The sequence below is a fragment of the Oryzihumus leptocrescens genome, from assembly GCF_006716205.1.
GTDB classification, from domain to species: Bacteria; Actinomycetota; Actinomycetes; order Actinomycetales; family Dermatophilaceae; genus Oryzihumus; species Oryzihumus leptocrescens.
In genome coordinates this window covers 1398322-1423551 of the sequence record NZ_VFOQ01000001.1, presented here as the reverse complement: position 1 = coordinate 1423551, position 25230 = coordinate 1398322, and the positions used below count along the sequence as shown (strand labels likewise).

The following is a 25230-nucleotide window of genomic DNA, read 5'->3' as shown; positions in this document are numbered from 1 at the left end:
GGATCGGTATCGCGGGTGGCCGGCTACTCCCGCAGCCTCCTCAGCCCGGCCCGCCAGGGCAGGTCCGGTGCGGGGGCCACGCGCACCCGCGCGTCGACGACGAGGGGGTGCTGGTCCCCGACGATGACGGGGTTGAGGTCGAGCTCGACCACCTCGGGCACCTGGTCCATGAGCTCGGAGACCTGGTGCACCAGCCGGGTCAGGGCATGCGGGTCGGCCGCCGACTGCCCGTGCGGGCCGCGCACGGCACCGGCGCAGCGCAGCGAGCGGATCATCACCGCGGCCTCCGGCTCGGGCACCGGGGCCAGGCCCCACGCCCGGTCGGGGTCGACCTCGGTGTCGACGCCACCGCGGCCGACCATGACCAGCGCGCCCCAGTGCGGCAGCCGCACCCCGCCCACGATCAGCTCGGGACGGCCGTGCACCTGGGGCTGCACCACGAAGTCGGTGACGGCGTCGTCGAGGTGGGTGAGCATCTCCCGGGCCGCGGCACGCACCTCGTCGGCCGAGCGCAGGCCGAGCACCACCGCGCCGTGGACGCTCTTGTGCAGCAGGGTGGGGCCCAGACCCTTGAGCACCACCGGGAACGGCAGCATCGCCGCCGCCTCTGCCGCGGTGCCCGGGTCGTCTGCCTCGATCACCGGGACCAGCTCGACGTCGTGGTCGCGCAGCAGCGTGCGCACCTGTCCGGGGGTCAGCCAGGCACCGGTGGGGCTGGCCTTGAGCACCTCGCGGACCACCGACCGCGCCGCCTCGTCCCGCTCGTGCGGCACCGGGACGCCCGCCGCACCGGCAGGCGCCGGCGCCGGCTCGGACCCCGGCGCCGGCGCAGTCGTGGCCGCCGCGGCGCTCTGGGCCGCAGCGCGTTCGGAGGTGCTGGTCGACCACGCCACCGCGTTGGCCAGCGCCCGCACGGCATGCCGCGGGTCGGCGACGGCCGGCACCATCGCCCCGGGGTCGGCGGCCAGCTCCACCCCGCTGGCCACGAACGTGGTGCGGGGGTGGTCCCGGGACACCTGGTCGAGCATGTCCCGCACGATGGCGGCCGGGAGCTGCTCCAGGGCGATGACCACGGCGACCACGGCGTCCACCCCGGGGTCGTCGGCCAGGGTGCTGACAGCGGCGGTCAGCTGCGCCAGGTTGGCCGCGGCGGTGGTGTCCACCAGCGGCCCGATCGCCGCGCTGCGGGGCAGCAGGCTGCGCAGGCGCATGACGGTGTGCTGGGTCAGCTCCGGGCCGAGCAGCCCCGCCTCGGCGCACGCGTCCAGGGCCAGCACCCCCGTCCCGCCGGAGTTGCCGACGACGACGGTCCGGGCTCCCCGCGGCGGCCGCTGCAGCGCGAGCACCGCGGCGGTGTCGACGAGCTCGGTGAGGGAGTCGACGCGCAGCAGCCCGGCGCGGCGGCACAGGGCGTCGACGGCGGCGTCGTCGGCCGCGGCGGCCCCGGTGTGGCTGTGCGCCGCACTGGCTGCGACGGGCGTCCGGCCGCTCTTGAGCAGGACGACCGGCATCGAGCCGACCATGGCCGCGGTGCTGCGAACCACCTGCTCGGGGTCCTCCAGGCTCTCGACGTGCACCACGGCGACCTTGGTGCGCCGGTCCTCCGCGGCCCAGGCGAGCAGGTCGGCGGGGCCGACGTCCGGGGAGTTGCCGATGGTCACCAGGGTGGAGACGCCCAGGCCGCGGGCGGCCAGCATGGCCACGATCGAGGCCGCCACGGCCCCGGACTGGGCGATCACCGCCACCGGGCCCCGGGCGGGGGCGCTGGGCAGGAAGCTGGCGTCCAGCCGCAGCGCGCGCTCGGTGTTCACCAGCCCCATGCAGTTGGGGCCCAGCAGGCGCACGCCACCGTCGCGGCAGATCTGGCGCAGCTCGGCCTCGGCGGCCGCACCCCCGTTGCTCTCCCCGAACCCCGCGCTGAGCACCGCCATCGCGCCGACCCCCCGGGCGACGCAGTCGCGGGCGACCTGCAGCACCGACTCGGCGGGGACCGCCACCACCGCGAGGTCCACCGGCCCCGGCAGGTCGGTCACCCGGCGCTGGGCCACCACGCCGGCGACCGGGTGCCCGCGACGGTTCACGGCATACAGGTGGCCGCGGAACTCGCCGCGGCGCAGGTGCGTGAGCACCTGGTGGCCGACCCCGTCGCGACGGGCGCCGGCCCCGACCACGACGACGGACTGCGGCCGCAGCAGCGGGGTCAGCGAGCGCACCACCGCCGCGCGCTGCCGCTCGGCCACGGCCCGTTCGAGCTCGGCCGACCCGCGCAGCGACAGGGTCACGGCGAGCGTGTCGCCGCCCTCGACCTCGGTGTGCAGCGGCAGCCCCAGGTGGGCGAAGACCTCCAGCATCTGGGTGTTCGTGCGCAGCAGCCACGCGGCCATGCTCCGCACCCCGCGGCCGCGCGAGCGCGCCACGAGGTCCTCCAGCATGAGCGTGCCCAGACCGCGCCCCTGGTGGGCGTCGTCGACCAGCAGCGCCACCTCCACCGAGGTCGGCGTGAGCCGGTGCGTCGAGCCCACCCCGACGACCTCCCCGCGCCAGGTCGCCAGCACGGTGTCGGTGGTGCGGGCAGGGTCGAACAGCTCCTCGACGTAGTCGACCGCGGCCGGCCGGGCCGCGGTGAGGAACCGCTGGTAGGCCGAGCGCGGCGACAGCGCCTGCACGAGGCGCCCCAGGGCCGCCCGGTCCGCCGCCGCCACCGGGCGCAGGTGGAGCGTGACCCCGTCACGCGAGAGGGCGTCGTACGCCGCCTGGTCGGGCAGGGCGGGGACGGAGCCGCGGGGGCCGACGGGCGCGGGCGTGGCGGTGGGCATGTCCGGTCCTCCAGTCGGGGTGCGCTGCCTCCACCGTTTCGTGGACCGGGACGAAGCGGTCAGGCACTAGGTCCCACGCGGAAGGGGCGGCACGCCGTCGGCCGCGGGGACCTAGTGCCCTTCCGGGTGCTCATCGCCGGACGGGACGGTGAAGGTGCCCCCACGAGGCACTGGACCCGACCCGGGAGACCCGATGCGCGCCGCACTGCTTCCCGACTACAAGGCCGACCTGGTCGTCGACGACGTGCCCGTCTCCGACCCGGGGCCCGGCGAGGTGCTGGTCCGCGTGGCCGGCGCCGGCCTGTGCCACTCCGACCTGCACCTGGTCGCCGGCGAGGTCCCGGTGCTGCCCACCTTCCCGTGGATCCTGGGGCACGAGGTCAGCGGCTACGTCGAGGCCCTCGGCCCGGGCGCCCACGGCTTCGAGCACGGCGAGCCCGTCGCGGTCTACGGCGGCTGGGGCTGCGGCATGTGCCGGCTGTGCCTGGGCGGCGAGGAGCAGCTGTGCGCCACCACCTCCTGGGTCGGCATCGGCCAGCCCGGCGGCTTCGCCGAGTTCCTGGTGGTGCCCAGCCCGCGGCACCTGGTCCCCCTCGGCGACCTCGACCCGGTCAGCAGCGCCCCGCTGACCGACGCGGCGCTGACCCCCTACCGCGCGGTGCGCCGCTGCCTGCCCCGACTGGTCCCGGGCACCACGGCCGTCGTCATCGGTGCCGGCGGGCTCGGGCAGTATGCCGTGCAGCTGCTGCGCGAGCTCAGCGCCGCCCGCGTGGTGGCCGTGGAGCCCTCCGCCGTGCGACGCGCGACCGCGCTGGAGCTGGGCGCCCACCTCGCGCTCGACCCCGCGGACGAGGACCTCGCGGGCGTGTCCGCGGCCGCGGTCATCGACCTCGTCGGCTCGGAGCAGACGCTGGCGCTGGCCGGCCACCTCGCCTCCCGCCGCGCGGAGGTCGTCATCGTCGGCCTCGCCGGCGGCACCCTGCCGGTCAGCCCGCTCACCCTTCCCGCCGAGGTGCGGGTCTCCGGCTCGATGTGGGGCACCCGCACCGAGCTGGCCGAGGTCATCGAGCTGGCCCGCGCGGGACGGCTCACCACCCGCGTGCACGAACGCGACCTGGCCGCCGTCAACACGGCCATGCACGACCTGGCCCGCGGGGACGTCGACGGACGCATCGTCCTCGTCCCCTGAGCTCCCAGCACCCCGAGGAGAGTCACATGCCCCGCACCCCGGTCCCCCACGGCGCCATCGTCGTCGGCCTGGACAGCTCCCCCACCGGCGTCGCCGCGCTGGAGTGGGCCGTCCAGGAGGCCTCCCGCCGCAACCTGCCGCTGCACCTGCTGCACGCCTACTTCCACGAGCTGTGGCTGGCCGCGCCGCCGGAACGGCCCGAGGCCCTGGCCCGCACGGACGAGGTGGTCGAGGCCGCGGTGGCCCGGGTGCGCTCCCTGGACGGCGACCTGCGGCTGACGTGGGACGTCCCGCTCGGCTCGGCCGCCGGTGAGCTGGTCGCCGCCTCCGAGCACGCCGACACCGTCGTGCTCGGCGCCCGCGGGCGCGGCGCCGTCGCCGGCGTCCTGCTGGGCACCGTGTCCCTGACGGTCGCCATGCACGCGCACTGCCCGGTGGTCGTCGTCCACGGCGGCGCGACCGAGGACGGCCCGCAGGCCGGACGCGTGGTCGTCGGTGTCGACGGCTCGGAGTCCTCCGCCGCGGCCATCGGCCACGCCTTCGCCCAGGCGTCCTCCCGGGGCGCCGGCCTGACCGCGGTGCACTGCTGGTGGCTGCAGATCTCCGAGGGCGAGATCGCCGGGACCGCCGAGGCCCAGGGCCCGGCGGACGTGGCCGAGTCCGGCCGCCTGCTCCTGGCCGAGGCCCTCGCCGGCTGGCGCGAGAAGTACCCCGACGTCGACGTGCGCGAGCTGGTCCTGCAGGAGTTCCCGGTCGAGTCGCTCATCGCCCAGTCCGCCGGCGCCGCCCTGATGGTGGTCGGCACCCGGGGCAAGGGCGGCTTCACCGGGCTGCTGCTCGGCTCCGTCAGCCAGGGCGTGCTGCGCGGTGCGCACTGCCCCGTTGCCGTGGTGCGCCCGACCGCGTAGCCCCCACCCGGCATACCCGGGGGTGCACCACTGACCACCGGCCGGCTCCCGCAGGGGAGGCCGGCCGGTGGGCCGTGTGGGGCGAGGAAGCGGGCTACTCGAGGTGGGCGACGGTCAGGACGTCGCAGTCGGCATGCACCTGGCAGTAGCCGGCGACGTGGTCGACCGCGTCGGGCAGGTCGCGCCCGATGACCAGGATGCCGGCCTGCCGGCTGCGCTCGCACAGGATCCGTCCGGCCTCACCCTCGAGCACCTCGAACGAGCAGGGCACCCGTGACTGGCCGCGCAGGGCGCGCAGCGCCGCCCGGAACGTGCCACGGTCGGCGTCGGCGCGGTCCTCCTCGCTCAGTCCCGGCGGGAGGACCTGGATGAAGCGCACACGGCAGCCGCGGCGCACCGCTTCGCGGACGGCAGCACGGGCCACCGCCTCGGCGGAGCCGTTGTGCACCAGCCCGGCGACCACGTCGCCCGCGAGCGGGCTCCTGGCCTGCGCCGGACCGGCGGCTGCCTCGTACAGAGTCATGAGCCCACTGTGAACAGGGGGGCGGTCGGGCGATCAGGGCCGAACGTCCCCCGGGGGCCCGGTGCAGGCAGGGAGGGGACCTTGGGCCCGGCTGCCCGCCAGCACGGCCCCCGCACCATGGCGACCATGGGGACCACCTTGACCTTCCTGGGGGCGGCCGGCACGGTCACCGGCAGCGCGTTCCTCCTCGAGCGCGGCACGCAGCGGGTGCTGGTGGACTGCGGGCTCTACCAGGGCGAGCGCGAGTGGCGCCGGCGCAACTGGGAGCCCTTCGCCGTCGACCCGGCCACCATCGGCAACGTCGTGCTCAGCCACGCGCACCTGGACCACTGCGGCTACCTGCCGGCGCTGGTCCGCCAGGGCTTCACCGGGCCGGCGTGGTGCACCGAGGGCACCGCGGCCCTGGCGGCGATCGTGCTGCGCGACAGCGCCCACCTGCAGGAGGAGGACGCCGAGCACGCGCGCGAGGCCGGCTACTCCCGGCACGACAAGCCGATGCCGCTGTACGACGCCGCCGACGCCGAGCGCGCCATCGAGGCCCTGTGCCCGTGCGACTACACCCTCCCGGTGCCGCTGGCCGACGGGATCACGCTCAACCTGACCCGGGCCGGGCACATCCTGGGGTCGGCCTCCTCCCGGGTCGACGTCTTCGGATCCTCGGTCCTGTTCTCCGGGGACCTGGGCCGGCCCACCCACCCGCTGCTGCTCCCCCGGGAGGACCCGCCGGCGGCCCGCACGGTGGTGGTGGAGTCCACCTACGGCGACCGCACCCACCCCGCGCCGGGGCGGCACCCGCACGCCGTGCTCGCCGAGGCGATGCGGCGTGCGGAGCGGTTGCGCGGCGCCGTGGTGGTCCCGGCGTTCGCGGTCGACCGCACCGAGCTGGTCCTGCGCGCCATCAGCGACCTCCTCGCCCGCGGCGAGGCCCCCGACCTGCCGGTCTACGTCGACAGCCCGATGGCGCTGGCCGCCCTGGAGGTCTACGCCCGCCCCGGCCTGCGCGCCGAGCTGCGTCCCGACGTCGGGCCCCGCCTGTTCGAGCTGCCCCGGGTCCACGCGGTCCGCAGCGTGCAGGAGTCGGTCGCGCTGAACTTCCCCGAGGAGCCCTGCGTCATCGTCTCGGCCTCGGGCATGGCCACGGGCGGGCGGGTCGTGCACCACCTGCGCCACCTGCTGCCCGAGCGCCGCAACACCGTGGTCCTCACCGGCTACCAGGCCGTCGGCACCCGCGGGCGGGACCTGGCCGAGGGGGCGCGACAGCTGAAGATGTTCGGCCGCTACGTCCCGGTGCGCGCCGAGGTGCTCGTGGACGAGGAGTTCTCCGTCCACGCCGACTCCGGGGAGGTGCTCGCCTGGCTGCGCCGGCTGCCCGAGCCCCCGGAGACGGTCTACGTCGTGCACGGCGAGCCACCGGCCGCGGCCGAGCTGGCCGGGCGGATCCGCGACGAGCTCGACTGGACCGCCGTCGTGCCCCGGCACGGCGAGAAGGTCCGCATCGACCCGGCCTGAGCCCGGCGGCCACCGCGGCGTCCGGGGGACCTTGGGCCCTGCCTCCCCTCGCCCGGTCCGGGCGACCGTGAGCACACTCCCCCACGCCGCAGCCAGGAGGCCCCCTGATGGACGCGCTCGATGTCCCCCACCCCGTGATCACGGTCGGCAGCGACCTCACCTCCCGCGCCACGGCGGCGCTGCGGTGGGCGGCCGAGGAGGCCCGACGCTCCGGCGCCCAGCTGCGCCTGGTCACGGTGTGGCACGCGGGGGTCGCCTCCCACGAGGTGATGCCCCCGGCGGCCGAGCGCGCCGCGATGATGGCCGACGCCCTGGCCGACGCCGGGCTCGAGCAGGACCAGGCCTCGGTGGTGATGCTCGAGGGCCGCGCCGGGCCGACGCTGGTCGAAGCCGCCCGCGGGTCCTCCCTGCTGGTGGTCGGTTCCGCCGGCCATGTGGGGGCGCTGGGGGCCATGTCCGGCAGCGTGAGCCGCTACTGCGTGCGCCACGCGCCCTGCCCGGTGGCCGTGGTCGGCCCGTCCGCCGCCCCCGGCCCGGTCGAGCGCGTCCTCGTCAGCGGCACCCTCGACCCCGAGGGCTCCACCTTCCGCTGGGCGGTCCGCCAGGCCCAGCGCGACCGCGCCGACGTCCACCTCATCGACTCCTGGTACCTCGAGCCGATCGTCCCCTCCTACCCCGAGCTCGACGTGCGGGTCCGCGAGGAGGCCCGCGAGCGGCACGCGAAGATGCGCCAGCGCCTCGAGCAGATCTCCGCGGGCACCGTCCGGGTCACCGAGTCCCTGGCCTCGGGTCACGCGCGGGACGTGCTCCAGGCCAGGACCCGGTCCCGGGACCTGCTGGTCCTGCCGTATGCCGCGCTGCACCACATCTCGTTCGTGCACGGTCGATGCCCGGTCGTCGTCCTCCCGCCGGAGGTCCCGGCCACCGCGCCGGTCGGGCCGGCGACGGTCACCGAGCCCGCCTCCAGCGTCGTGCCGCTGGTCTGAGCGGCAACGAGGTCGAGGCAGCGCCGTGAGCTCCACCGCGACCCGGGCGACCGGCATACCTGCCGGCCCGCCCCGGGCCGAGGGGCTCGCCGTGGAGACCGTCGGCCTGACCAAGCGCTACGGCCGTGCCGTCGGCATCGAGGACCTCGACCTGCAGGTCCGGGTCGGGGAGGTGTTCGGCTTCCTCGGCCCCAACGGCGCCGGCAAGACGACGACGATCCGGCTCCTGCTCGGCCTGATCCACCCCACCGCCGGGCGCGCCAGCCTGTTCGGGATGGACCTGGCCACGACCGGCCCCCGCATCCGGGCGCACCTGGGCTACGTCCCCGGCGACCTGTCGCTGTGGGAGCGGATGCACGGCCATGACGTGCTCGGTCACCTCGCGCTGCTGCGCGGGGGCGTGCCCGAGCGGGCCTGGCGCACGCTCGCCGAGCGCTTCGACCTCGACCTGCAGCCCCGGGTGCGGGAGCTGTCCAAGGGCAACCGGCAGAAGCTGGGGCTGATCCAGGCCCTGATGCACGAGCCCGACCTGCTGGTGCTCGACGAGCCCACTAGCGGGCTGGACCCGCTGGTCCAGGTGGAGTTCCACGCCGTCCTGCGCGAGCTCGTGGCGCGGGGTGCCACCGTGTTCCTCTCCTCGCACGTGCTCGCCGAGGTCGAGCAGGTCGCCGACCGGGCCGCGATCGTGGCCCGCGGCCACCTCCTGGTCGTCGACGACATCGAGGCGCTGCGGGGGCAGGCCCGGCGCCGGATCGAGCTGGACTTCCCCCGGGACGTGCCGCCGGGCCTGGCGGACGTCCCGGGGGTCGCCGACCTGCGCGTCGTCGGCGGGCGGGCGTCGTGCAGCGTCACCGGCTCACTCACCGAGCTGCTGCGCCTGGCCACGGCCCACGGGGTGGTCGACGTGCACACGCACGAGCCCGACCTGGAGGACGCGTTCGTCGGCTACGTCTCGGCGGCCCCGGCAGCCGGGTCCCCGGCCCCGCCACCGGCTGCGAGCGCGCCGTGAGTGCCGCCGTCCAGCCGGTGATGCCGGCCACCACCGAGCACGAGCTGGTCACCCCGCGGGCCGGCCGCCAGGTGCTCGTGGTCTGCGGGCGCGCCCTGGCCGAGCGGTGGCACTCGCTGCTGGGGTGGGGCGCCGCGATCGCGCTGCTCAGCGTCCTGCAGCTGTCGGTCTACCCCTCGGTGGCCCGCTCCCAGAAGTCGATGCAGGACTTCCTGGCGCAGTACCCCGAGGGCCTGCGCCAGGCGTTCGGTCTCGAGGACTACGCCACCGCGGCCGGCTACGTCCACGCCGAGCTGTACTCGCTCATGGTGCCGATCGTGCTCATCTCGGTCGCGGTCGGCGCCGGCGCGGCGGCCACCGCCGGCGAGGAGGAGCACGGCACGGCGGACCTGCTCTTCTCCCTGCCGGTGGCCCGGGGGGCCGTGCTGGCCGGCAAGGCGGCGGCGATGGTGCTGGGCGTCCTGGCCGTCGACGTCGTCCTGCTCCTCTCGTTGGTCCTCGGCTCCCCTCCGGTGGACCTGCACCTCGACACCGGGCACCTGCTCGCCGCCACGGTGCAGGTGAGCCTGCTCGGGGTGATGTTCGGCGCCCTCGCCCTGGCCGTCGGGGCACTCACGGGCCGGCGCGGGGCCGCCACGGGGGCGGCGATCGGCCTGGCCCTGCTGGCGTTCCTGGTCGAGACGCTGGGCCCCCTCGCCGACTGGCTGCAGCCCTGGCAGCGGTGGTCCCCGTTCCACTGGGCGCTGAGCAACCGCCCCCTCGGCCACGGCTTCGACACCGGCGGGGTGCTGGCCCTGGCAGCACTCACGCTCGTGCTGCTGGCCGCCGCGACGCTGCTGCTGCACCGCCGGGACCTGCGGACGACCTGAAAATCGTCCAGAACAGGGACCTTTGTACCCTTTTCGTCGCGGCCCGAGGTCGCTAATCTCCCTTGGACACGAACGCGCCCGCCGCGTGCGGCGGGTTGAGGGCAGGGGTGCCACGAAGGACCCGCTCATGACGCTTGCCTCCGCCCACCAAGTCACCTACCACGACCTCGCCGACCTGATCCGCGAGGAGCGCCGGCACCTCTCCGACGTCACCGCGGTGCTCGTGCGCGAGGCCTACCCCGTCCGGTCCGCCGGCTCGGTCATCGCCTGCGTGCTGCGCTGCCGTGAGGAGCTCCTGCGCGCGGGCGTGCGCGCGGGCCTCGCCGACGCGGCGGAGACCATGGCCCGTCACCGGCTCGGCCTGCCCGGCCGCGGCTGAGCGGCTGAGCCGCCGCTGCTGAGCGGGCTCAGCCGCTCAGCCGCGGCGCCCGGTATGCCGGGTGCCCACCTCCCGGCGGCCCTCGCCGCGCGGGCGGCGACCCGACCCACCCGCCCGCCCGGCCTACCTGGGGTCCTCGCGGCTCTCCCGGCCCCGGTCTGGGGGCCGTCAGGACCTTCGTCTCTGGGGTGCCGCACCGGCCCCGACAAGGCTGAAGGGGACAGGCGACGACGCCGACGACGAGGAGAACCAGATGCCCAAGACCGCTGCCCACCCCACCAAGCCCGCGCCCGGTTCGGCTCTGGCCCAACGACTTCGCGCGTTCGAGGACTTCCGGATGGGTTGGCCGCTCGGCGACCTCCTGAGCCACGAGCTGAGCGACCTGATGGAGCGCACCACCGGCATGATCCGGGTCGAGGAGTCCACCGAGGGCGGGTTCCTGGTCGTCCGCGCGGAGCTGCCCGGCATCGACCCCGACAAGGACGTCCACGTCACCCTCGAGGACGACGTGCTGACGATCTCGGCCGAGCGCCGCGACGAGCGCACCGAGGAGAACGAGGGCAGCCGGCGCACCGAGTTCCACTACGGGAGCATGACCCGGCGGCTGCGGGTGCCGAGGGGCATCGACCCGGAGGCGATCGCCGCGACCTACCAGGACGGCATCCTCGAGGTGCGGGTGCCCGCGCCGGCGCCGGCCGCCGAGACGCGGGAGATCGCCGTCCACCGCGCGGGGTCCTGACGATGCAGGGGCACAAGGGCGACCGCCTGGTCCTCGCCGCCAACAGGACCGAGGGCGCGGTGCGTGACGGGGAGATCCTCGAGGTCCGCGGGGCGAACGGTGCCCCGCCCTACCTCGTGCGGTGGAGCGACGGGCACGAGGCGCTGGTGTTCCCCGGGCCGGACGCCATCGTCCATGCCCCGGACGAGGACCTGCACCACCGCGGCGGCACCGGCGCACCGGTGGAGCCGCGGACGCCGGTCAAGCAGTGGCGGGTGCAGATCTCGGTGTACGAGCAGGGCGACGACACGGAGGCCTCGGCGGTGCTGCTGGCCGGCCCGGGTGACCACTTCGCCACCCACGGGCACAGCCACCGGTCCGCCGAGGACGACCCGGCGACGACGATCGGTGACGAGGTCGCCGTGGCGCGGGCGCTGCGGCACCTCGCCGACACGCTGCTCGCAACGGCCGAGACGCAGATCGAGCACGCCACCGGCAAGGACGCCTTCGTCCGGCCGGTGTGAGCACGCGGAGGGCTGACCGATGATGGGCTGGGGCTGGGGCGGCGGCTGGTTCGGGCTGTGGCTCGGGCTGGTCCTGCTGCTCGGGGTGGTCGCCGCGGTGGTGTTCGCACTCGTCGCTGCGGCCGGTCACCCGCAGGCCGGGCCCCCGGTCGGCCCTTCGCCGCCGGCCGGCCAACCCGGCGCCGCGCCGGTCAGCGAGGCGGAGCGCATCCTGGAGGAGCGGTTCGCCCGCGGCGAGATCGACGCCGACGCGCTGGCCCGCGGACGGCAGGCCCTGCGCAACCGCTGACCCCGCAGCGACCCGTCCCGCGCAGCGAACCCGTCCTACGGGTGGCGTCGCGGCGCGCGATGGGCCTGGCCCTCCTCCTCCGCGCCGAGGTGTGTCGCCGCGAACACCGCGGCCTGGGTCCGTCGCTCCATGCCCAGCTTGGCCAGGACCGCGGTGATGTAGTTCTTGACCGTCTTCTCCGCGAGGAACATCGCCTCGCCGATCTGCCGGTTGGTCAGCCCCTCGGCAACGTGCTCGAGGATCCGGCGCTCCTGCGGGGTGAGCGTGCGCAGCCGCGGGTCGGCACCCCGGTCCTCCTCCCAGCTGCGCTTGACCCGCTGGGCGACTGCCGGGTCGATGAGCTTCTCCCCCGCCGCGACCCGCCGTATCGCCTGGACGAGGTCCTGGCCCTTGATGTCCTTGAGCAGGTAGCCGGCCGCCCCGGCCAGGATCGCGGTGGCGAGCGCGTCCTCGTCGTTGAACGAGGTCAGGATCAGCCCCTGGATGGAGGGGTCGACCGAGCGCACGTCCCGGCACACGTCCAGCCCCGACCCGTCGGGCAGCCGGGCGTCGAGCAGGGCCACCTGGGGCCGCAGCGCCGGGATCCGCCGGGTCGCCTCCTGGGCCGAGCCGGACTCCCCGACCACCTCGATGTCGGACTCCATCTCCAGCAGCTCGCGGATCCCGCGACGGACGATCTCGTGGTCGTCGAGGAGGAACACCTTCACGGTCATGGCACTGCCCTTCGCGTCGGCCCTGCGTTCCATGATGAACCCGGCACCTGCTCCCCGTCCCCGTGTACGACGAGGACCGGGCACTGGGCGTCGTGCACGACACCGTGCCCCACGGAGCCGAGCACCAGGCTCGCCAGGTTGCCGCGCCCGCGGCTGCCCACGACGACCAGGGCCGCGCCGTCCGCGGCCTCGACGATCGCCCGGGCCGGCGGCCCGGTCACCACGCGGCCGGCCACGACCAGCCCGGTATGCCGTGCCGTCGCGCGGTCGCGCGCGGCCTCCACCACCTTCTCGGCGCGGCTGCGTTCCTCGCGGACCTGGTCGCTCTCGTCGCCGAGGACCTCCCAGAAGGCCGAGACCCAGGACTCCGGCGGAGGCCGCCAGGCGCAGACCACGCGCAGGGCAGCGCCGGTCTCGGCGGCGACGTCCGCGGCGGCGTCGAGGGCGACCAGCGACGGCGGGGTGCCGTCGAACCCGACGGCCACGGGCGTCCCCGGCCCGGGGCGGCGCCGGCCGTCGCCGCGGACGACGACGACCGGGCAGCTGGCGTGCCCGCTGACCGCGAAGGCCACCGAGCCCAGCAGGGTGGAGGTGGCCGGGTCCAGGCCGCGGCTGCCGACCACGACCAGGCCGACCTCGTGCGAGACGCGCACCAGCGCGTCGGCGGCACCACCGAGCACCGCCTCGGTCGCCACGCGCAGCCCGGGGTGCTGGCGCAGCACGTAGGCCGCGCCGTCCTGGGCCCGTCGCTCCGCCTCGGCGTAGCGACCCTCCGTGCTCAGGGGTGCCCCGGTGAGCGCACCCGTCGGGAGGCCGAGGTGGTCGATCGCGCTGACCACGACGAGGGTCGAGCCGCGCCGGGCCGCCTCGGCGGCGGCCCACTCGAGCGCGGCGAGGGCGGGCACTGACCCGTCGTAGCCGACGGCGACGTCACGACGGGGGTCCTGGGCGGTCATCGCCGGGTCCTGCCGCCGGTCACGGCCGCTGGGCCGGCTCCTGGCCGGCGAGGGCGAGGCCGCGGTCGTCCCCGGAGCCCGGCCGCGGAGGGGTGACGACCAGCACGTCGCACGGCATGGCGTCGAGGACGCCTCGGCTGACCGAGCCGGCCACCAGCCCGGCCAGGCGGCCGCCGGCCTTGGTGCCGACGACGAGCAGGTCACCGGCGCGCGCCCGCATCAGCAGCGCGGTCACCGGGTCGTCGCGGGTGATCACCAGGCGCGACGGCACGCCCTCGGGGAGGGTGACCGAGCGCATCGCCTCGTGCACCCGGCGCCACCCCGCGGCCAGGTCGGCGCGGGCCCGGCCGGTGCCGGGCGCGAGCGCGTGCACCGCCACCAGGCGCGAGCCGCGGGCGGCGGCCTCCTGCGCCGCGACGGTGAAGATGCGGGCGCAGTCCCGGCCGGCGTCGAGCCCCACGAGCACCACGGACGGCTCGGCGTCCTGCGGCAGCGGCCGGGTGGGGGCGTCGGTGGCGACCATCACCGGGCAGTCGAACAGGCGGGCCAGCTCGGCGCTGGTCGAGCCGATCGAGAAGGCGAGCTGCCCGTGCACGCCGTGGCGCCCGAGCACCAGCAGGCCGGCACCGGCGGCGGCTGCGGCAGCCTCGGGTGCGCCGAGCTCCGGGGCGATGACCACCTGCGTGGGCAGCGTCGGGTCGATGTCCACGACCAGGGTGAGGGCCTGCTCGGCGACGGCCATGGCATCGGACATCGCGTCGTCGGCCGCGCGGACCAGCAGCTGCAGCTGGTCCGGGCCGGCGCTGAGTGGCTCGGCCACGCTGAGCAGCAGCAGACCGACGCCCCGGCGGGCCGCCTCACGCGCGGCCACGCGCACCGCTTGCCGGCTGTGCCACGACCCGTCACACCCGACGACGACCGTTCCCGGCAGGTTCACGTCCGGCTTCATGGCACCGCCCTCCGGAGGGGCCCGCGCAGGGGGCACGGGTGGTCGCTCCCGATGCTCGTGGCCCGGCGGTGCTCGCGGTCAGGGCCTTTGGTCCCCGGGACCGGGGACCTCCGGGCGGCAGCGTGCTCAGGCGGGGTCGGACTCGTAGAAGTGCGCGACGACCGCCTTGCGGGCCCGGCGGGCGGTGCGACGGTAGGCCTCGGCCAGCTCGTGCCCGGTGGCCGCCCGGCGCCCCACGATCCGCCCGATCCCGTCGGCGTCGCGCAGGTCGCTGGGCAGGGAGTCCACCGGCCGGCCGCGCCACAGCACCGCCGCGTTGCGCAGCGCGGACGTGAAGGTCCACGCGCGGCGCAGCGCCTCGGCGTCCTCGGCCGGCAGCAGCCCGGCCTCCTCGGCCGCGGCGAGCGCCTCGAGGGTGCCGGTCGTGCGCAGCCCCGTCACCTGGTGGGCGTGCTGCAGCTGGAGCAGCTGCACCGTCCACTCCACGTCGGACAGGCCGCCCAGGCCCAGCTTGAAGTGGGTGCGCGGGTCGCCGCCGCGGGGCAGCCGCTCGGACTCCATCCGGGCCTTCAGTGTCCGGATCTCGCGCACCGCCGGGTCCGGGATCCCGCCCTCGGGCCAGCGCAGCGGGTCGATGAGGGCCACGAACTCCTCACCCAGCGCCACGTCGCCGGCGACCGGGGCCGCGCGCAGCAGCGCCTGCCGCTCCCAGGTCAGCGACCACCGGTCGTAGTACGCCCGGTAGGAGGACAGGCTGCGGGCGAGCGGGCCGGCCTTGCCCTCTGGGCGCAGGTCGGCGTCGACGACGAGCTGGGGGTCCGGCCCGGCCGCGCCGAGCAGCCGCCGGACCTCCTGGACCACGGCGACGGCGGCCGACTGGGCGTCCTCCTCGCCGACACCCGGCTCCGGCTCGTGCACGAACATGACGTCGGCGTCGGAGCCGTAGCCCATCTCCCCGCCCCCGAGCCGGCCCATGCCGACCACCAGCAGCCGGGTGCCCAGCGGCCGGCCACGGTCGCCCTCAACCCGCGCGGTGGCCACGTCGAGGGCTGCCTGCAGGACCGCGGCGGTGAGGTCGGTCAGCGCCCGGCCGACCCCCGCGAGGTCCAGCTGCCCGGTGAGGTCCGCGACCGCGATACGGAAGAGCTCCTGACGGCGCACGACCCGGGCGGCGTTCATGGCGTCCTCGGGGGTGGTGTGCCGCTTGACCGCGGCCCCCATCGTCGTGAGCAGCGCCTCCCGGCTGCGGGGGGTGAGCCCGCCCGCGTCGCCGAGGATCGCCACCGACTCCGGCGCCCGGGTGAGCAGGTCCGCGGCGAACCGGCTGCGGGCCAGGACGTGGGCGAGCCGCTCGGCGGCGCTGCCCTCGTCGCGCAGCATCTTGAGGTACCAGTGGGTGGTGCCCAGCGACTCGCTGATCCGGCGGAAGGACAGCAGCCCGGCGTCGGGGTCGGCCTCGTCGGCGAACCACTGCAGCATCACCGGCAGCAGCGTGCGCTGGATCGCGGCCCGGCGGCTGACCCCGGTGGTGAGCGCCTCGAGGTGGCGCAGGGCGCCGGCGGGGTCGCGGAAGCCGAGCGCGGCGAGCCGCTCGACGGCGGCCTCCGGGGTGAGCCGGGAGTCGTCCGAGCTCAGCTTCGCCGCGGCGGTCAGCAGCGGGCGGTAGAACAGCCGCTCGTGCAGCCGGCGCACCTCGCGGGCCTGCTGCTGCCACTGCGCCACCACGGACTTCGCCGGGTCGCGGCGGTGCCCGATGGCCCGGCCGAGCCGGCGCAGGTCGGGCTCGGCGGTCGGCATGAGGTGGGTGCGGCGCAGCCGGAAGAGCTGGATCCGGTGCTCCAGCGTGCGCAGCAGGCGGTAGGACTCGTCCAGCACGGCGGCGTCGTCCCGCCCGACGTAGCCACCGCGCGACAGCGCCGCCAGTGCCTCCAGGGTCGTGCCGGAGCGCAGCGTCTCGTCGGCCCGGCCGTGCACGAGCTGGAGCAGCTGCACGCTGAACTCCACGTCGCGCAGCCCGCCCGGCCCGAGCTTGAGCTGGCGTGGCGCCTCGGCGGTGGGCACGTGGTCCTCGACCCGGCGGCGCATGGCCTGCACATCCTCGACGAAGTGCTCCCGGCTGGCCGCCTGCCACACCAGCGGCTGCACCGCGTCGAGGTAGGCCTGGCCCAGCGCGGGGTCCCCGGCGACGGGGCGGGCCTTGAGCAGCGCCTGGAACTCCCACGTCTTGGCCCACCGCTCGTAGTAGTGCCGGTGGCTGGCCACGGTGCGCACCAGCGGGCCCTGCTTGCCCTCGGGTCGCAGCGCCGCGTCGACCGGCCACAGGGTGCCCTCGGGGGTGGAGGCCGAGCAGGCCCGCATGAGCCCGGTGGCCAGCTGCGTGGCGTAGGCCAGCGCCGCGTCCTCGTCGGCGCCCTCGGCCGGCTCGGCGACGAAGATGACGTCGACGTCGCTGACGTAGTTGAGCTCCCGGCCGCCGGCCTTGCCCATCCCGATGACGGCGAACCGGCACCCGGGGTCCTCCCCGTCGGCCTCCTCGCGGGCGATCGCCAGCGCCGCCTCCAGCGAGGCCGCGGCGAGGTCGGCCAGCGCCTGCGCCGTGAAGGGCAGCTCGACCACCGGGTCGTCGGCGGTCAGGTCCAGGGCCGCGATGCCCAGCAGCTCGCGGCGGTAGGCCACCCGCAGCGCGTCGTATGCCGTCCGCTCACCGCGGTCGGTCACGGCCGCCACCATGGCGGCCCGCCGCTCGTGCGGTCCGCGCCGGCGGGCGTGCGCGGCATACGTCCAGTCCCCGGGGTGGCTGACGAGGTGGTCGACCAGCGCCGAGGACGCGCCGAGCAGGGCGAGCAGCCGGTCCCGGCCGGGCCCGGCGTGGCGCAGGGCGGCGACCAGCTCGCGCACCTCGGGGCTGCCGTCCTCGTGGTCGGGGTCGGTGGCGCGCAGGGCCTCCATCAGCCGGACCAGGCCCAGCAGGGCGAGGTCCGGGTCGGCGACGGCACCGAGCGCGTCGGGCAGGCCGTCCTCGAACACGTCGTCGAAGGGGTCGGTCAGCCCGGCCAGCGCGGGGTCGGCGAGCAGCGTCCCGGCGCGCTCCGGCTCGGCGAATCCCAGCCGCGCCAACGTCCCTGTGCGGCTGGTGGCTCGCGACGAGGTGCTCACGCGCCCAACCTACCGAGGGGTGGGCCCGGCCCGGCACCACCCCGCCACGAGGGAAGGCCCACACCCCTGCGGGTGTGGGCCTTCCGCGGACCGGCTCAGCTCGCCGGCTGCGTGATGGTCAGGTGCAGCGTCTGGCCGGGCTTGACCTTCACCGGCGTGGCGGCCTCGGCGTCCTTGCCGCCGTACCAGAACACCTGGCCCGACTCGGGGTCCTGCAGCCGGATCCGCAGCGGAGCGTCGGGCAGGCCACGGATGGTCAGCGAGGTGTCGCCGGCGGGGTAGAGGTCGCTGCTGGAGCCGTAGGCCTTGCCGTCCTTGCTGTAGGCGTCGACGACCCAGGAGCCATCCAGGGGCGACCCGTCGGCCTTGGTCACCGTGGCGTCGACGACACCTCCGCGCTGCAGGGCGAAGTCGGCCGTCGCCGGGGTCGCGCCGAGGTGGACCGCCACTGCTCGGCTCTCCAGAGGCGCGTCACCGGTCCAGTCGGGGGCGTAGTCGTAGCCCATGTCCCACGCGACCAGGGAGATGCTGTTCCCGCTCAGGTCGTCCAGCTCGTACTGCCCGTTGGCGTCGGTCTGCACCGCGTGCCCGCCGTCCGGACCGCCCATCCGTGGGCCGTACGCCGTGGTGACCCACACCCCCGGCACCGGGGCGCCCGTCGCGGCGTCGACGACGCGGCCGACGACCGAGCGTCCGGTGAGCATCCGGACGTCCGGGACGGTGATCGTCGCGCCGGCCGCCGGCTGCAGGACCGTGGCGTGCCGCTGCACCGCCCTGCCCGGGGCCCAGGTGATGACGCCGCGGGGACTGGTCAGGCTCAGCGTGACCCCGGTGGCCGGCACCGAGGTGAGCGAGATCGTCCCGTCGGGACCGGAGCAGTCACCGCTGGCCAGCGCGTTCTCCGTGGTCCGGCCGAGGTAGACGGTCGGGCACGCCCCCTCCACGGGGCTCCCGTCGGCGGCCACCGCCCGCGTGGCGATCCGGGCGGCGCGGGGGACGACCTGGTCCACCGTGACGTCCTGGTGCGCGACGGCCGTGATCGTCGCGGCACTGGCCTTGGTGTACGACCCGCCCAGCCACGAGGAGGCGAAGTCGGGGTTGCGGGAGTAGAGCTGCACCTGGGTGGCGCCGGGGTTGACCTCGACGGCATAGCGTCCGTCGGCGTCGCTGCATCCCTCGCCCCAGCCGCCCGCCAGCGCCTGCGCACAGACGTCGGGCACCGGCGCACCGGTGGCGTCGGTCAGGCGGCCGACGATGCGCGTCGGCGCCGGCAGCGCCACGTCGCCGAGCTCGAGCGGGCCGTCCGCCGGCACGGTGTAGACCTGCGCCTGGGCGCGGGTGCCGTCCCCGCCCAGCCAGACGTCCCGCGCTCCGGCCTCCACGTGCAGCTCGACCCGGCCGGCACGCACCGACAGGTCCAGCACACCCTGGTCGTCGGCGCCGTTCGTCGCGACGGTCTCCCCCGTGACCGGGTCGACGGCTTCCACCCAGGCCCACGGGACCGGGGCGCCGCTGGCCTCCCGGAACGTGGCGTGGACCGCGCTGGCACGGACCAAGGCGAAGTCGGCGGTGCCGGGCGAGCTCAGCCGGTCGGCGGAGTTCCAGTCGTAGTGGCCCCGCGCGTACTCGAGCGCGTAACCGTCCGCGGAGGCCTGGACGACCCAGCCGTCCCCGGCGCCGGCCGGCAGGCTGTAGGCACCGGCCTCGTCGGTGCAGGTGTCGACGGTCTCCCACGTGCTCTCGCTCGTGGCGGACAGGCAGGCCTGCACCGGTGCGCCGGTCGCGGCGTCGGTGACGTGACCGGTGATGGCGGCGTCGTCCGCGAACGCCGGGGCGGTGACCCCGAGCGCGGAGCCGGCCAGGAGTGCCGCGCACAGGAGCGCGCGGGCAGGGCGTGGTGACACGTGTCCCCCCAGTCGTGAAATCGGGCAATCCGCCCGAATGTCAAAGAAAACCGGGCGGAATCTAAGGCCTGCAACCACCTGCGCGCAACGGATGGACCCGGGGCACCTGCCGGTCCGCGTCAGACGAGCTGGGGCCTGCCCTCGCCGACGCGGGCCCGGCGCGCCGCGGCATGGGCGACCAGCTCGTAGGCCTCCAGGTGTGCCCGCGCCGTCTGCATCCAGCCGAAGGTGGCTGCGCGCCCTGCCGCCGACTCCCCGAGGCGGTCGCACAGCTCCGGGTCGGCGAGCAGCTGCCAGAGCGTCGCCGCGATGTCGTCCTTGTCGGGAGTCCGGGCGTAGGCGACGGTGTCGCCACCCACCTCCGGGAGGGACAGCCGGTCCGTGGTGAGCACCGTCGCGCCGCAGGCCATGGCTTCCAGCACCGGGAGGCCGAAGCCCTCGCCGAAGCTGGGGTAGGCGACCACATCGGCGCCGCCGAGCAGGCCGGGAAGGAGGTGGTCGGGCACGAACCCGGGCCGGATCACCCGGAGGCGCTCGGGCAGCTCAGCCAGCGCGGCGTCGATCTGCCCGTCCCACCCCTTGCCGCCGGCCAGCACCAGCACGGGCGGGCACTCCATCGCGGTGGCCACCTGCCCGAAGGCTCGCACCAGGCCGGGGACGTTCTTGCGCGGCTCGAGCGTGCCGAGGAAGGTGATGTAGCGGTCGGTCGCGCCCAGACCCAGCCAGTCGCGCACCTCGCGCACCTCGTCGCCGCTAGGGCGCCGGAAACGGCGGTGGTCCACCCCGTGGGCGATCACCCTGATGGTGTCGGGCTGGGCCTCGGTGTGTCGCAGCACCTCGGCCTTGGTGGCCTCGCTGGGGACGAGCAGCGCGTCCGCGCGACGCGCGGACGCGTGGGTCCACTGCGTGAAGAACCGGGACTTGAGGCCCAGGTGCAGGTCGGGGTCGCTGAAGAAGGTCGCGTCGTGCAGGGTGACCACCTGCCGGGGGCCACCGCGGCGGCCGTTGACCAGCGGCATCGTGTAGTGCGGCGAGTGCACGACGTCCGGGCGGCGACGGGCGATCACCCGGGGCAGGCCCGTCTGCTCCCATGCCAGACGCCGCGGCGGCGAGGCCGCCCAGGCCGGTATCGCGTGCACCTGCTGCCAGCCCACGATGGAGGTGTAGAGCTCGACGTCCCGCTCCTGACAGACCACCTCGACGTCGGCGCCCACCTCGGGCAGGTGCTTGACGAGCTCGTCGACGTAGCGGCCCACCCCGCCCCGGAACGTCGGGAGCGCCGTGGCGTCCATCAACACGCGGACCAACGGTCCCCCTTACCTCATCGGTGCGATTTGCCCCATCTGGACCCCCTGATGATAAAGCGTCACATCGGGGATATTCGGCAGATACACGCCCTTCGATGTCTCGCGTTCGTCACAACCCCCGGTACAGCGACCATAGCGACCGGCCTGTGGCCTGCCAGTCGAAGTCCGCGCTCCTCGTCCGGCCCATCGCGGCGAGTCGCCCTCCCGGGGAGGGCTCGTTGACGGCCGTCGCGAGCTGCTGGGCAAGGCACGCGTGGTCGCCGACGGGCGCGACCAGGGTGGCTCCCGCACCCACCTCGACCAGCGCCGGGTCGTCCGACGTCACCACCGGCACGCCGCAGGACATGGCCTCCAGCACCGGCAGGCCGAAGCCTTCCGCCCGGGACGGCATCGCGAGGGCGGCGGCCCCGGCATACAGGGCCGCGAGCTCGGTGTCGGTGACCCGGCCGGTCACGTGGACCACGGGCTCGAGCCCCCGGGACCGCGCCTGCGCCTGGACGTCCACACCACCCCAGCCCGAGGGGCCCGCGACGACGAGCCGGCACCCGGCCAGCACCGGCTCGGCAAACGCCTCGAGCAGGACGTCGAGGCCCTTGCGTGGCTCGGCCGTGCCGACGAACAAGACATAGGGGCCGGGCTCGATGCCCAGCGCGGCGCGGACCGCGGTGGGGTCATCGGGCACCGGGAGCGAGGAGCGTCCCGGCGGCAGGGCCCGCACCTCGGCCCGCGGGTCGAGGATCGTCCGCACCTGCGCGGCGACCGCCTCGGTGGGCGTGAGGACCAGGCTCGCCTCCCTGGCAGCCCGGGCCCCCATGCGCTGGTGGAAGCGCACCCCTCGCGGCGTCAACGTCTCCGGATGCGTCCACGGCACGACGTCGTGGATGGTGACGACGAGCTGCTGTCCTCGCCGTCGTGGCGGGACCAGGAGGGTGGGCGCGTGCACCACGTCGGCCCCGCGGATGCCGGGCCCGAGGCCGCGCTCCCACACGCGCGCCAACGCCTGCGGCGCCAGGTGCAACGACCGGATCGGCAGCCCGAGCTCCGGGGCCCGAACGGCCTCGGCGACCCAGCCGGTCAGCGAGGCGGTCCCCTCCGCCGCCGCCATCAGGGCCTGAGCCAGCTCGGCGGTGTAGCGCCCGGTGCCCCCCGGGACGGCAGCGCGGCACTGCTCGACGACGAGCCCGACATCCACTTGGCGCTGCCACCTTCCCCTGCGTGAGTGTGAGACTCTACTCGGCGCTCGGGTGCCGGCCGCGGCACCGATGACAGGAGGATCGGTGGAGCACCAGGTGGACACGTCTCTCGTCGAGGACCGGGTGCGAGCCCTGCGAACCAGCGCCGAGGACGTCGTGGTCAGCGATCTTCACGAGCAGCCTGCGCCCCAGGCGCGCATCGAGGCGGCCGTCCGGTCCGCCTCCGGGGGTCGCGTCATCGTCGCCGTGCCCAACGTGGCCCGGCCCGCCCTGGTGGGGCGCCTCCTCCTGGGTATGGGCGACGCTGAGCTTCCGGCGCCGGCTGCGGGTGGATGGTTCACCCGCGAGCGACTCGACCGCCTGTTCGCCGCCGAGGGCTACCAGCCGCTCCCCCAGCAGCAGGCCGCAACCCTTCCTGCCGTCACGGGCAACACGCTGGAGGACCTGCTGCGGGCGACGGCCGCCCGGGCCGGGGCCACCGATGACGCCTGGCTGGTGCGCGCCTACGAAGCCCCCGACCCCAAGGACCTGCTCGCCCGCGAACCCTTCCTGTCCGTGCTGGTGCGCACGCAGGGCCGGCGCACCGAGGCGTTCCGGGACGCGTTGCTGTGCCTGTCAGCCCAGACCTGCGACGACTTCGAGGTCCTCGTGCTGGGTCACGACCTGACCCCCGAGGACACGGCCACCGTGCAGGGCGTGATTGCCGAACAGGCCGACTTCCTGCGGTCGCGGACCCGCTACGTGCCGGTCAGCGGCGGTGGCCGGACGGCACCACTCAACGCCGGCGCGGCCGCGGCCCGTGGCCGCTACATCGGCTTCCTCGACGACGACGACCTCGTGATGGCCCACTGGGTCGAGGTGTTCCGCGACGCCGCGAAGGGCTGCGACGAGCGACGCATCGTGCGTGCCCTGGCCGTCGAGCAGTCGGTGGAGACCTTCGAGGACGGCGGTTTCCGCTCGACGAGCTGGCCCAGCCGCCGGTGGGACGTCGAGATGGACCTGTTGTCGCATCTCGTGGACAACCACTCCCCGCTCAACAGCTACGCCTACCCGCGGGCGGCCTTCTCCGAGTTCGGGTTCCGCTTCGACCCCGACCTCCCCGTGCTCGAGGACTGGGACCTCCTGGTGCGCTCGGCCTCCCTGCTCGGCGTGGCCGACACGCCCGAGGTGTCGTCGATCTACCGGCGCTGGCCGGCACACACGAACTCCTTCAGTGAGCTCGCGCAGGAGAAGTGGCTCGACCTCGGATGGCAGGTGGCGAGCGGCTGGGACTCCCAGCCCCTGCTGCTGCCCGCCGGCACCGCGAGCCGCCTGCGGCGCGAGGGCATGATCGTGCTCAAGTTCCGGCCGCTGAAGGACCGTGTCCGCGACAAGGTCCAGCGCACGGCCGACGCGTGGGCGCCCCGGCTCTCGAGTACGCCGCTGTACCGGCCACTGCGGGCGTTCTACCGGCGCATTAGGGCTGTCTCATCGTCGCGCGCCATCGACAACGGCTAACCACCACCGTGACGCCGGCCCCGTCACCCTGACCGCCCGACTAGGGGCGCCACGACTCCGGGGCCGGCCTCACTTCAGGAGCGGCCGTTCCGACGCAAGGCTCCGGTGACGGCTCTCATGGGTCGTGTAATTCGCCAGGACCGCGAAACACGTACCTCGTGAAGCTCGCGCTCTATCGTGAGAAGTGCCTGGCGCAGCTCGGCCACATCGCGCTCGTACTTGTCAATGAGCTGCGGGGACGCTGGCTCGCCGATCAACGCCGTGCTCTGTGATCGTCGCCGAATCGCCGACACACTGCCGGGGGGCAGTAGATGCACGTGTCGATCGAGCCGGTGAATGATCGCATCTTCAGTCGCCTTCCACTCCTCTCGGGAGTGGAGTGTGTGCGACGCCTCTCCGACCGCCCAGCGCCGGTACACCGAGGTCACTTGCGGATCGTCCGCGACACCGCACACGAGGGCGCTTCGCAGGAGAAGATCCCAGTCCTCGAGCACGTTCAGGTCCTCGTCGAAGGACAATCCGAGGTCCCGGAACACGCTGACGGGGAAGGCCAAGGACACCGGAGGAGAGAAGTTCTCGGTCAAGTGCGCAAACAGGTCGAAGCGTGACGGGAAGCGCTTGCGAACGGCCGACACCGTGCGATGCGCCACCAGATCTCCGGCCCAGGTCGTCTCAGCAACGTCCTGTTCGACCGCCACGCAGCGCAGCACGCGACCGGGCTTGGCCTCAGCCAGTCTGCGGAAGGTCTCCACCCAATGCCCGAGGACGAGGTCATCATCGTCCAGAATGGCGACGTAATCCCCATGCGCAGCCTGAACGCCGACGTTCAAGGGTCGCGTTCTGCCGCCATGATCGACGGGAAGCACTCGACACCGCTCGCGCAGTGCCTCGGGGAGGTCGGACACGAGACGCTCAACCTTGACCTGGACTTCATACGTGACCTTGTGCGGGAGCACGATCAGCTCGAAGTCCTGATCGCTCTGCCCAAGCAGGCACAGCAGGGCGTCTCGCATGGTTTCGAGCCGCTTCCCTTGGGTCCGCATAATGACGGACAAGAAGGGTGCTGGCGTCCTGGCCCACGATGGCCACGCTTGACCGCGCGCCGCGCCAGGCAGGTACGCGCGCACGAATTGGTTGACCGTGGCGTTGGCGTTGGCGCGTTCGGAGATCGTGTGGAGCGCTTGGCCGACAAGTGTGCTCGGATTCAGGGCGACCAGGTCAGTTGGAAAATACTGGTCGCTGTTAGCGAACCTCACATCCAGTGCGCCGACTTCACGCCAGCCAGCCGCTGTCATCCAGGAATCCAGGAGAGACTCTGTGTGGTGGACCACGTGGGTCCGGTCGAGCAGGCCCGTTTCCGTGTAGTCCCATCGCCCCACCAGCAACTTCAGCGCAACGTCGCGGTGGGAGACATTTGGCACGCTGACCACCAGGGGCGCACCGGAGAGCCCGCGTGCGAACTCGGCCAAGACAGAGAGCACCTCGGGCCCGGTAGTGATGTGCTCCAGGGTGTCTATGACCGACATGGAAGCCAGAGGTCGGCCGCCAAGAATCTCGGTGAGTCGCTCGTACAGCGACTCGGTGTCCAGAAGGTCGATGTCGTGACTCTCGAAGCCGCGCTTGGTCAAGGCTTCGCGACCGGGGGAAGCCAGGTCCGCGCCAACGTAGGTGAGCCCCATATCTCTCACGTGCTGGGCAATGGCACCAAAACCACACCCGAGATCGAGATGAACACCCTCGCCAAGGTGCTGGGACTTGAGCAGCGACACAACGTGGCCGTACACGCCTGTGTCGGTGTAAGTGAACTCGTACTGTTCGCCGTTCACGACTTCTCCG

21 protein-coding genes are annotated in these 25230 nt (G+C 74.6%); 11 read left to right on the top strand and 10 right to left on the bottom strand.

Annotation, left to right across the window (positions count from 1 at the left end; translation table 11 throughout):
- Positions 1-23 precede the first annotated feature (23 nt).
- Positions 24-2816 carry a bifunctional acetate--CoA ligase family protein/GNAT family N-acetyltransferase gene (locus FB474_RS06800; protein ID WP_141787952.1) on the bottom strand — a complete coding sequence of 931 codons (2793 nt, stop codon included), beginning with the start codon at positions 2814-2816 and terminating at the stop codon, positions 24-26.
- Between the two features lie 193 nt (positions 2817-3009).
- Here FB474_RS06800 and FB474_RS06795 point away from each other — a divergent pair, with 193 nt between their 5' ends.
- Positions 3010-4005, top strand: a complete 996-nt coding sequence (locus FB474_RS06795) for an NAD(P)-dependent alcohol dehydrogenase (protein ID WP_141787951.1) — start codon at positions 3010-3012, stop codon at positions 4003-4005.
- Positions 4006-4031: 26 nt separating this feature from the next.
- Complete coding sequence (locus tag FB474_RS06790) at positions 4032-4913, top strand: universal stress protein (RefSeq protein ID WP_141787950.1); 882 nt, start codon at positions 4032-4034, stop codon at positions 4911-4913.
- A gap of 94 nt (positions 4914-5007) precedes the next feature.
- On the opposite strand, the gene FB474_RS06785 is transcribed toward FB474_RS06790, so the two are convergent.
- The gene (locus FB474_RS06785) at positions 5008-5436 is read right to left on the bottom strand and encodes a universal stress protein (protein WP_141787949.1); all 429 of its coding nucleotides are present in this window, start codon (positions 5434-5436) and stop codon (positions 5008-5010) included.
- Between the two features lie 126 nt (positions 5437-5562).
- Between FB474_RS06785 and FB474_RS06780 the strand changes: the two genes are divergently transcribed.
- The 8 genes from FB474_RS06780 to FB474_RS06745 all read left to right on the top strand — a co-directional run bounded on the left by FB474_RS06780 (position 5563) and on the right by FB474_RS06745 (position 11719).
- On the top strand, positions 5563-6945 hold the full coding sequence (locus tag FB474_RS06780) for an MBL fold metallo-hydrolase RNA specificity domain-containing protein (RefSeq protein ID WP_141787948.1): 1383 nt from the start codon (positions 5563-5565) through the stop codon (positions 6943-6945).
- 107 nt (positions 6946-7052) lie between these two features.
- On the top strand, positions 7053-7931 hold the full coding sequence (locus tag FB474_RS20945; protein ID WP_141787947.1) for a universal stress protein: 879 nt from the start codon (positions 7053-7055) through the stop codon (positions 7929-7931).
- A gap of 25 nt (positions 7932-7956) precedes the next feature.
- A complete protein-coding gene (locus tag FB474_RS06770; RefSeq protein ID WP_221632460.1) occupies positions 7957-8940 on the top strand; it encodes an ABC transporter ATP-binding protein in 984 nt (327 codons plus the stop codon).
- Positions 8937-9809: an ABC transporter permease gene (locus FB474_RS06765; RefSeq protein ID WP_141787945.1), complete on the top strand. Its 873-nt coding sequence runs from the start codon at positions 8937-8939 to the stop codon at positions 9807-9809. Before FB474_RS06770 ends, FB474_RS06765 begins: the two co-directional genes overlap by 4 nt.
- Positions 9810-9936: 127 nt before the next feature.
- Positions 9937-10188, top strand: coding sequence for a hypothetical protein (locus FB474_RS06760; RefSeq protein ID WP_141787944.1), 252 nt, complete (start codon positions 9937-9939; stop codon positions 10186-10188).
- Positions 10189-10441: 253 nt separating this feature from the next.
- Positions 10442-10927: an Hsp20/alpha crystallin family protein gene (locus tag FB474_RS06755; RefSeq protein WP_141787943.1), complete on the top strand. Its 486-nt coding sequence runs from the start codon at positions 10442-10444 to the stop codon at positions 10925-10927.
- Between the two features lie 2 nt (positions 10928-10929).
- Positions 10930-11430 (top strand): DUF1918 domain-containing protein, encoded by a 501-nt coding sequence (locus tag FB474_RS06750; RefSeq protein WP_141787942.1) that lies wholly within the window; start codon positions 10930-10932, stop codon positions 11428-11430.
- A gap of 19 nt (positions 11431-11449) precedes the next feature.
- Positions 11450-11719 carry an SHOCT domain-containing protein gene (locus FB474_RS06745; protein WP_141787941.1) on the top strand — a complete coding sequence of 90 codons (270 nt, stop codon included), beginning with the start codon at positions 11450-11452 and terminating at the stop codon, positions 11717-11719.
- A gap of 35 nt (positions 11720-11754) precedes the next feature.
- On the opposite strand, the gene FB474_RS06740 is transcribed toward FB474_RS06745, so the two are convergent.
- The 7 genes from FB474_RS06740 to FB474_RS06710 all read right to left on the bottom strand — a co-directional run bounded on the left by FB474_RS06740 (position 11755) and on the right by FB474_RS06710 (position 21896).
- The gene (locus FB474_RS06740; RefSeq protein ID WP_141787940.1) at positions 11755-12432 is read right to left on the bottom strand and encodes a response regulator; all 678 of its coding nucleotides are present in this window, start codon (positions 12430-12432) and stop codon (positions 11755-11757) included.
- Entirely contained in the window at positions 12429-13388 is a 960-nt protein-coding gene (locus tag FB474_RS06735) for a universal stress protein (RefSeq protein ID WP_141787939.1), read from the bottom strand. Before FB474_RS06735 ends, FB474_RS06740 begins: the two co-directional genes overlap by 4 nt.
- Positions 13389-13407: 19 nt before the next feature.
- The gene (locus FB474_RS06730) at positions 13408-14325 is read right to left on the bottom strand and encodes a universal stress protein (RefSeq protein ID WP_185746070.1); all 918 of its coding nucleotides are present in this window, start codon (positions 14323-14325) and stop codon (positions 13408-13410) included.
- A 138-nt stretch (positions 14326-14463) separates the two neighbouring features.
- Entirely contained in the window at positions 14464-17493 is a 3030-nt protein-coding gene (locus FB474_RS06725) for a bifunctional [glutamine synthetase] adenylyltransferase/[glutamine synthetase]-adenylyl-L-tyrosine phosphorylase (RefSeq protein WP_141787937.1), read from the bottom strand.
- 95 nt (positions 17494-17588) lie between these two features.
- Positions 17589-19397: a carboxypeptidase-like regulatory domain-containing protein gene (locus FB474_RS06720; RefSeq protein ID WP_141787936.1), complete on the bottom strand. Its 1809-nt coding sequence runs from the start codon at positions 19395-19397 to the stop codon at positions 17589-17591.
- Positions 19398-19516: 119 nt separating this feature from the next.
- Complete coding sequence (locus FB474_RS06715; protein WP_141789853.1) at positions 19517-20689, bottom strand: glycosyltransferase family 4 protein; 1173 nt, start codon at positions 20687-20689, stop codon at positions 19517-19519.
- Between the two features lie 124 nt (positions 20690-20813).
- Positions 20814-21896, bottom strand: a complete 1083-nt coding sequence (locus FB474_RS06710; protein WP_141787935.1) for a glycosyltransferase family 4 protein — start codon at positions 21894-21896, stop codon at positions 20814-20816.
- Positions 21897-21981: 85 nt separating this feature from the next.
- Between FB474_RS06710 and FB474_RS06705 the strand changes: the two genes are divergently transcribed.
- On the top strand, positions 21982-23394 hold the full coding sequence (locus FB474_RS06705; RefSeq protein WP_141787934.1) for a glycosyltransferase family A protein: 1413 nt from the start codon (positions 21982-21984) through the stop codon (positions 23392-23394).
- A gap of 74 nt (positions 23395-23468) precedes the next feature.
- On the opposite strand, the gene FB474_RS06700 is transcribed toward FB474_RS06705, so the two are convergent.
- Positions 23469-25220 carry a glycosyltransferase gene (locus tag FB474_RS06700; protein WP_141787933.1) on the bottom strand — a complete coding sequence of 584 codons (1752 nt, stop codon included), beginning with the start codon at positions 25218-25220 and terminating at the stop codon, positions 23469-23471.
- Between the last annotated feature and the right edge of the window lie 10 nt (positions 25221-25230).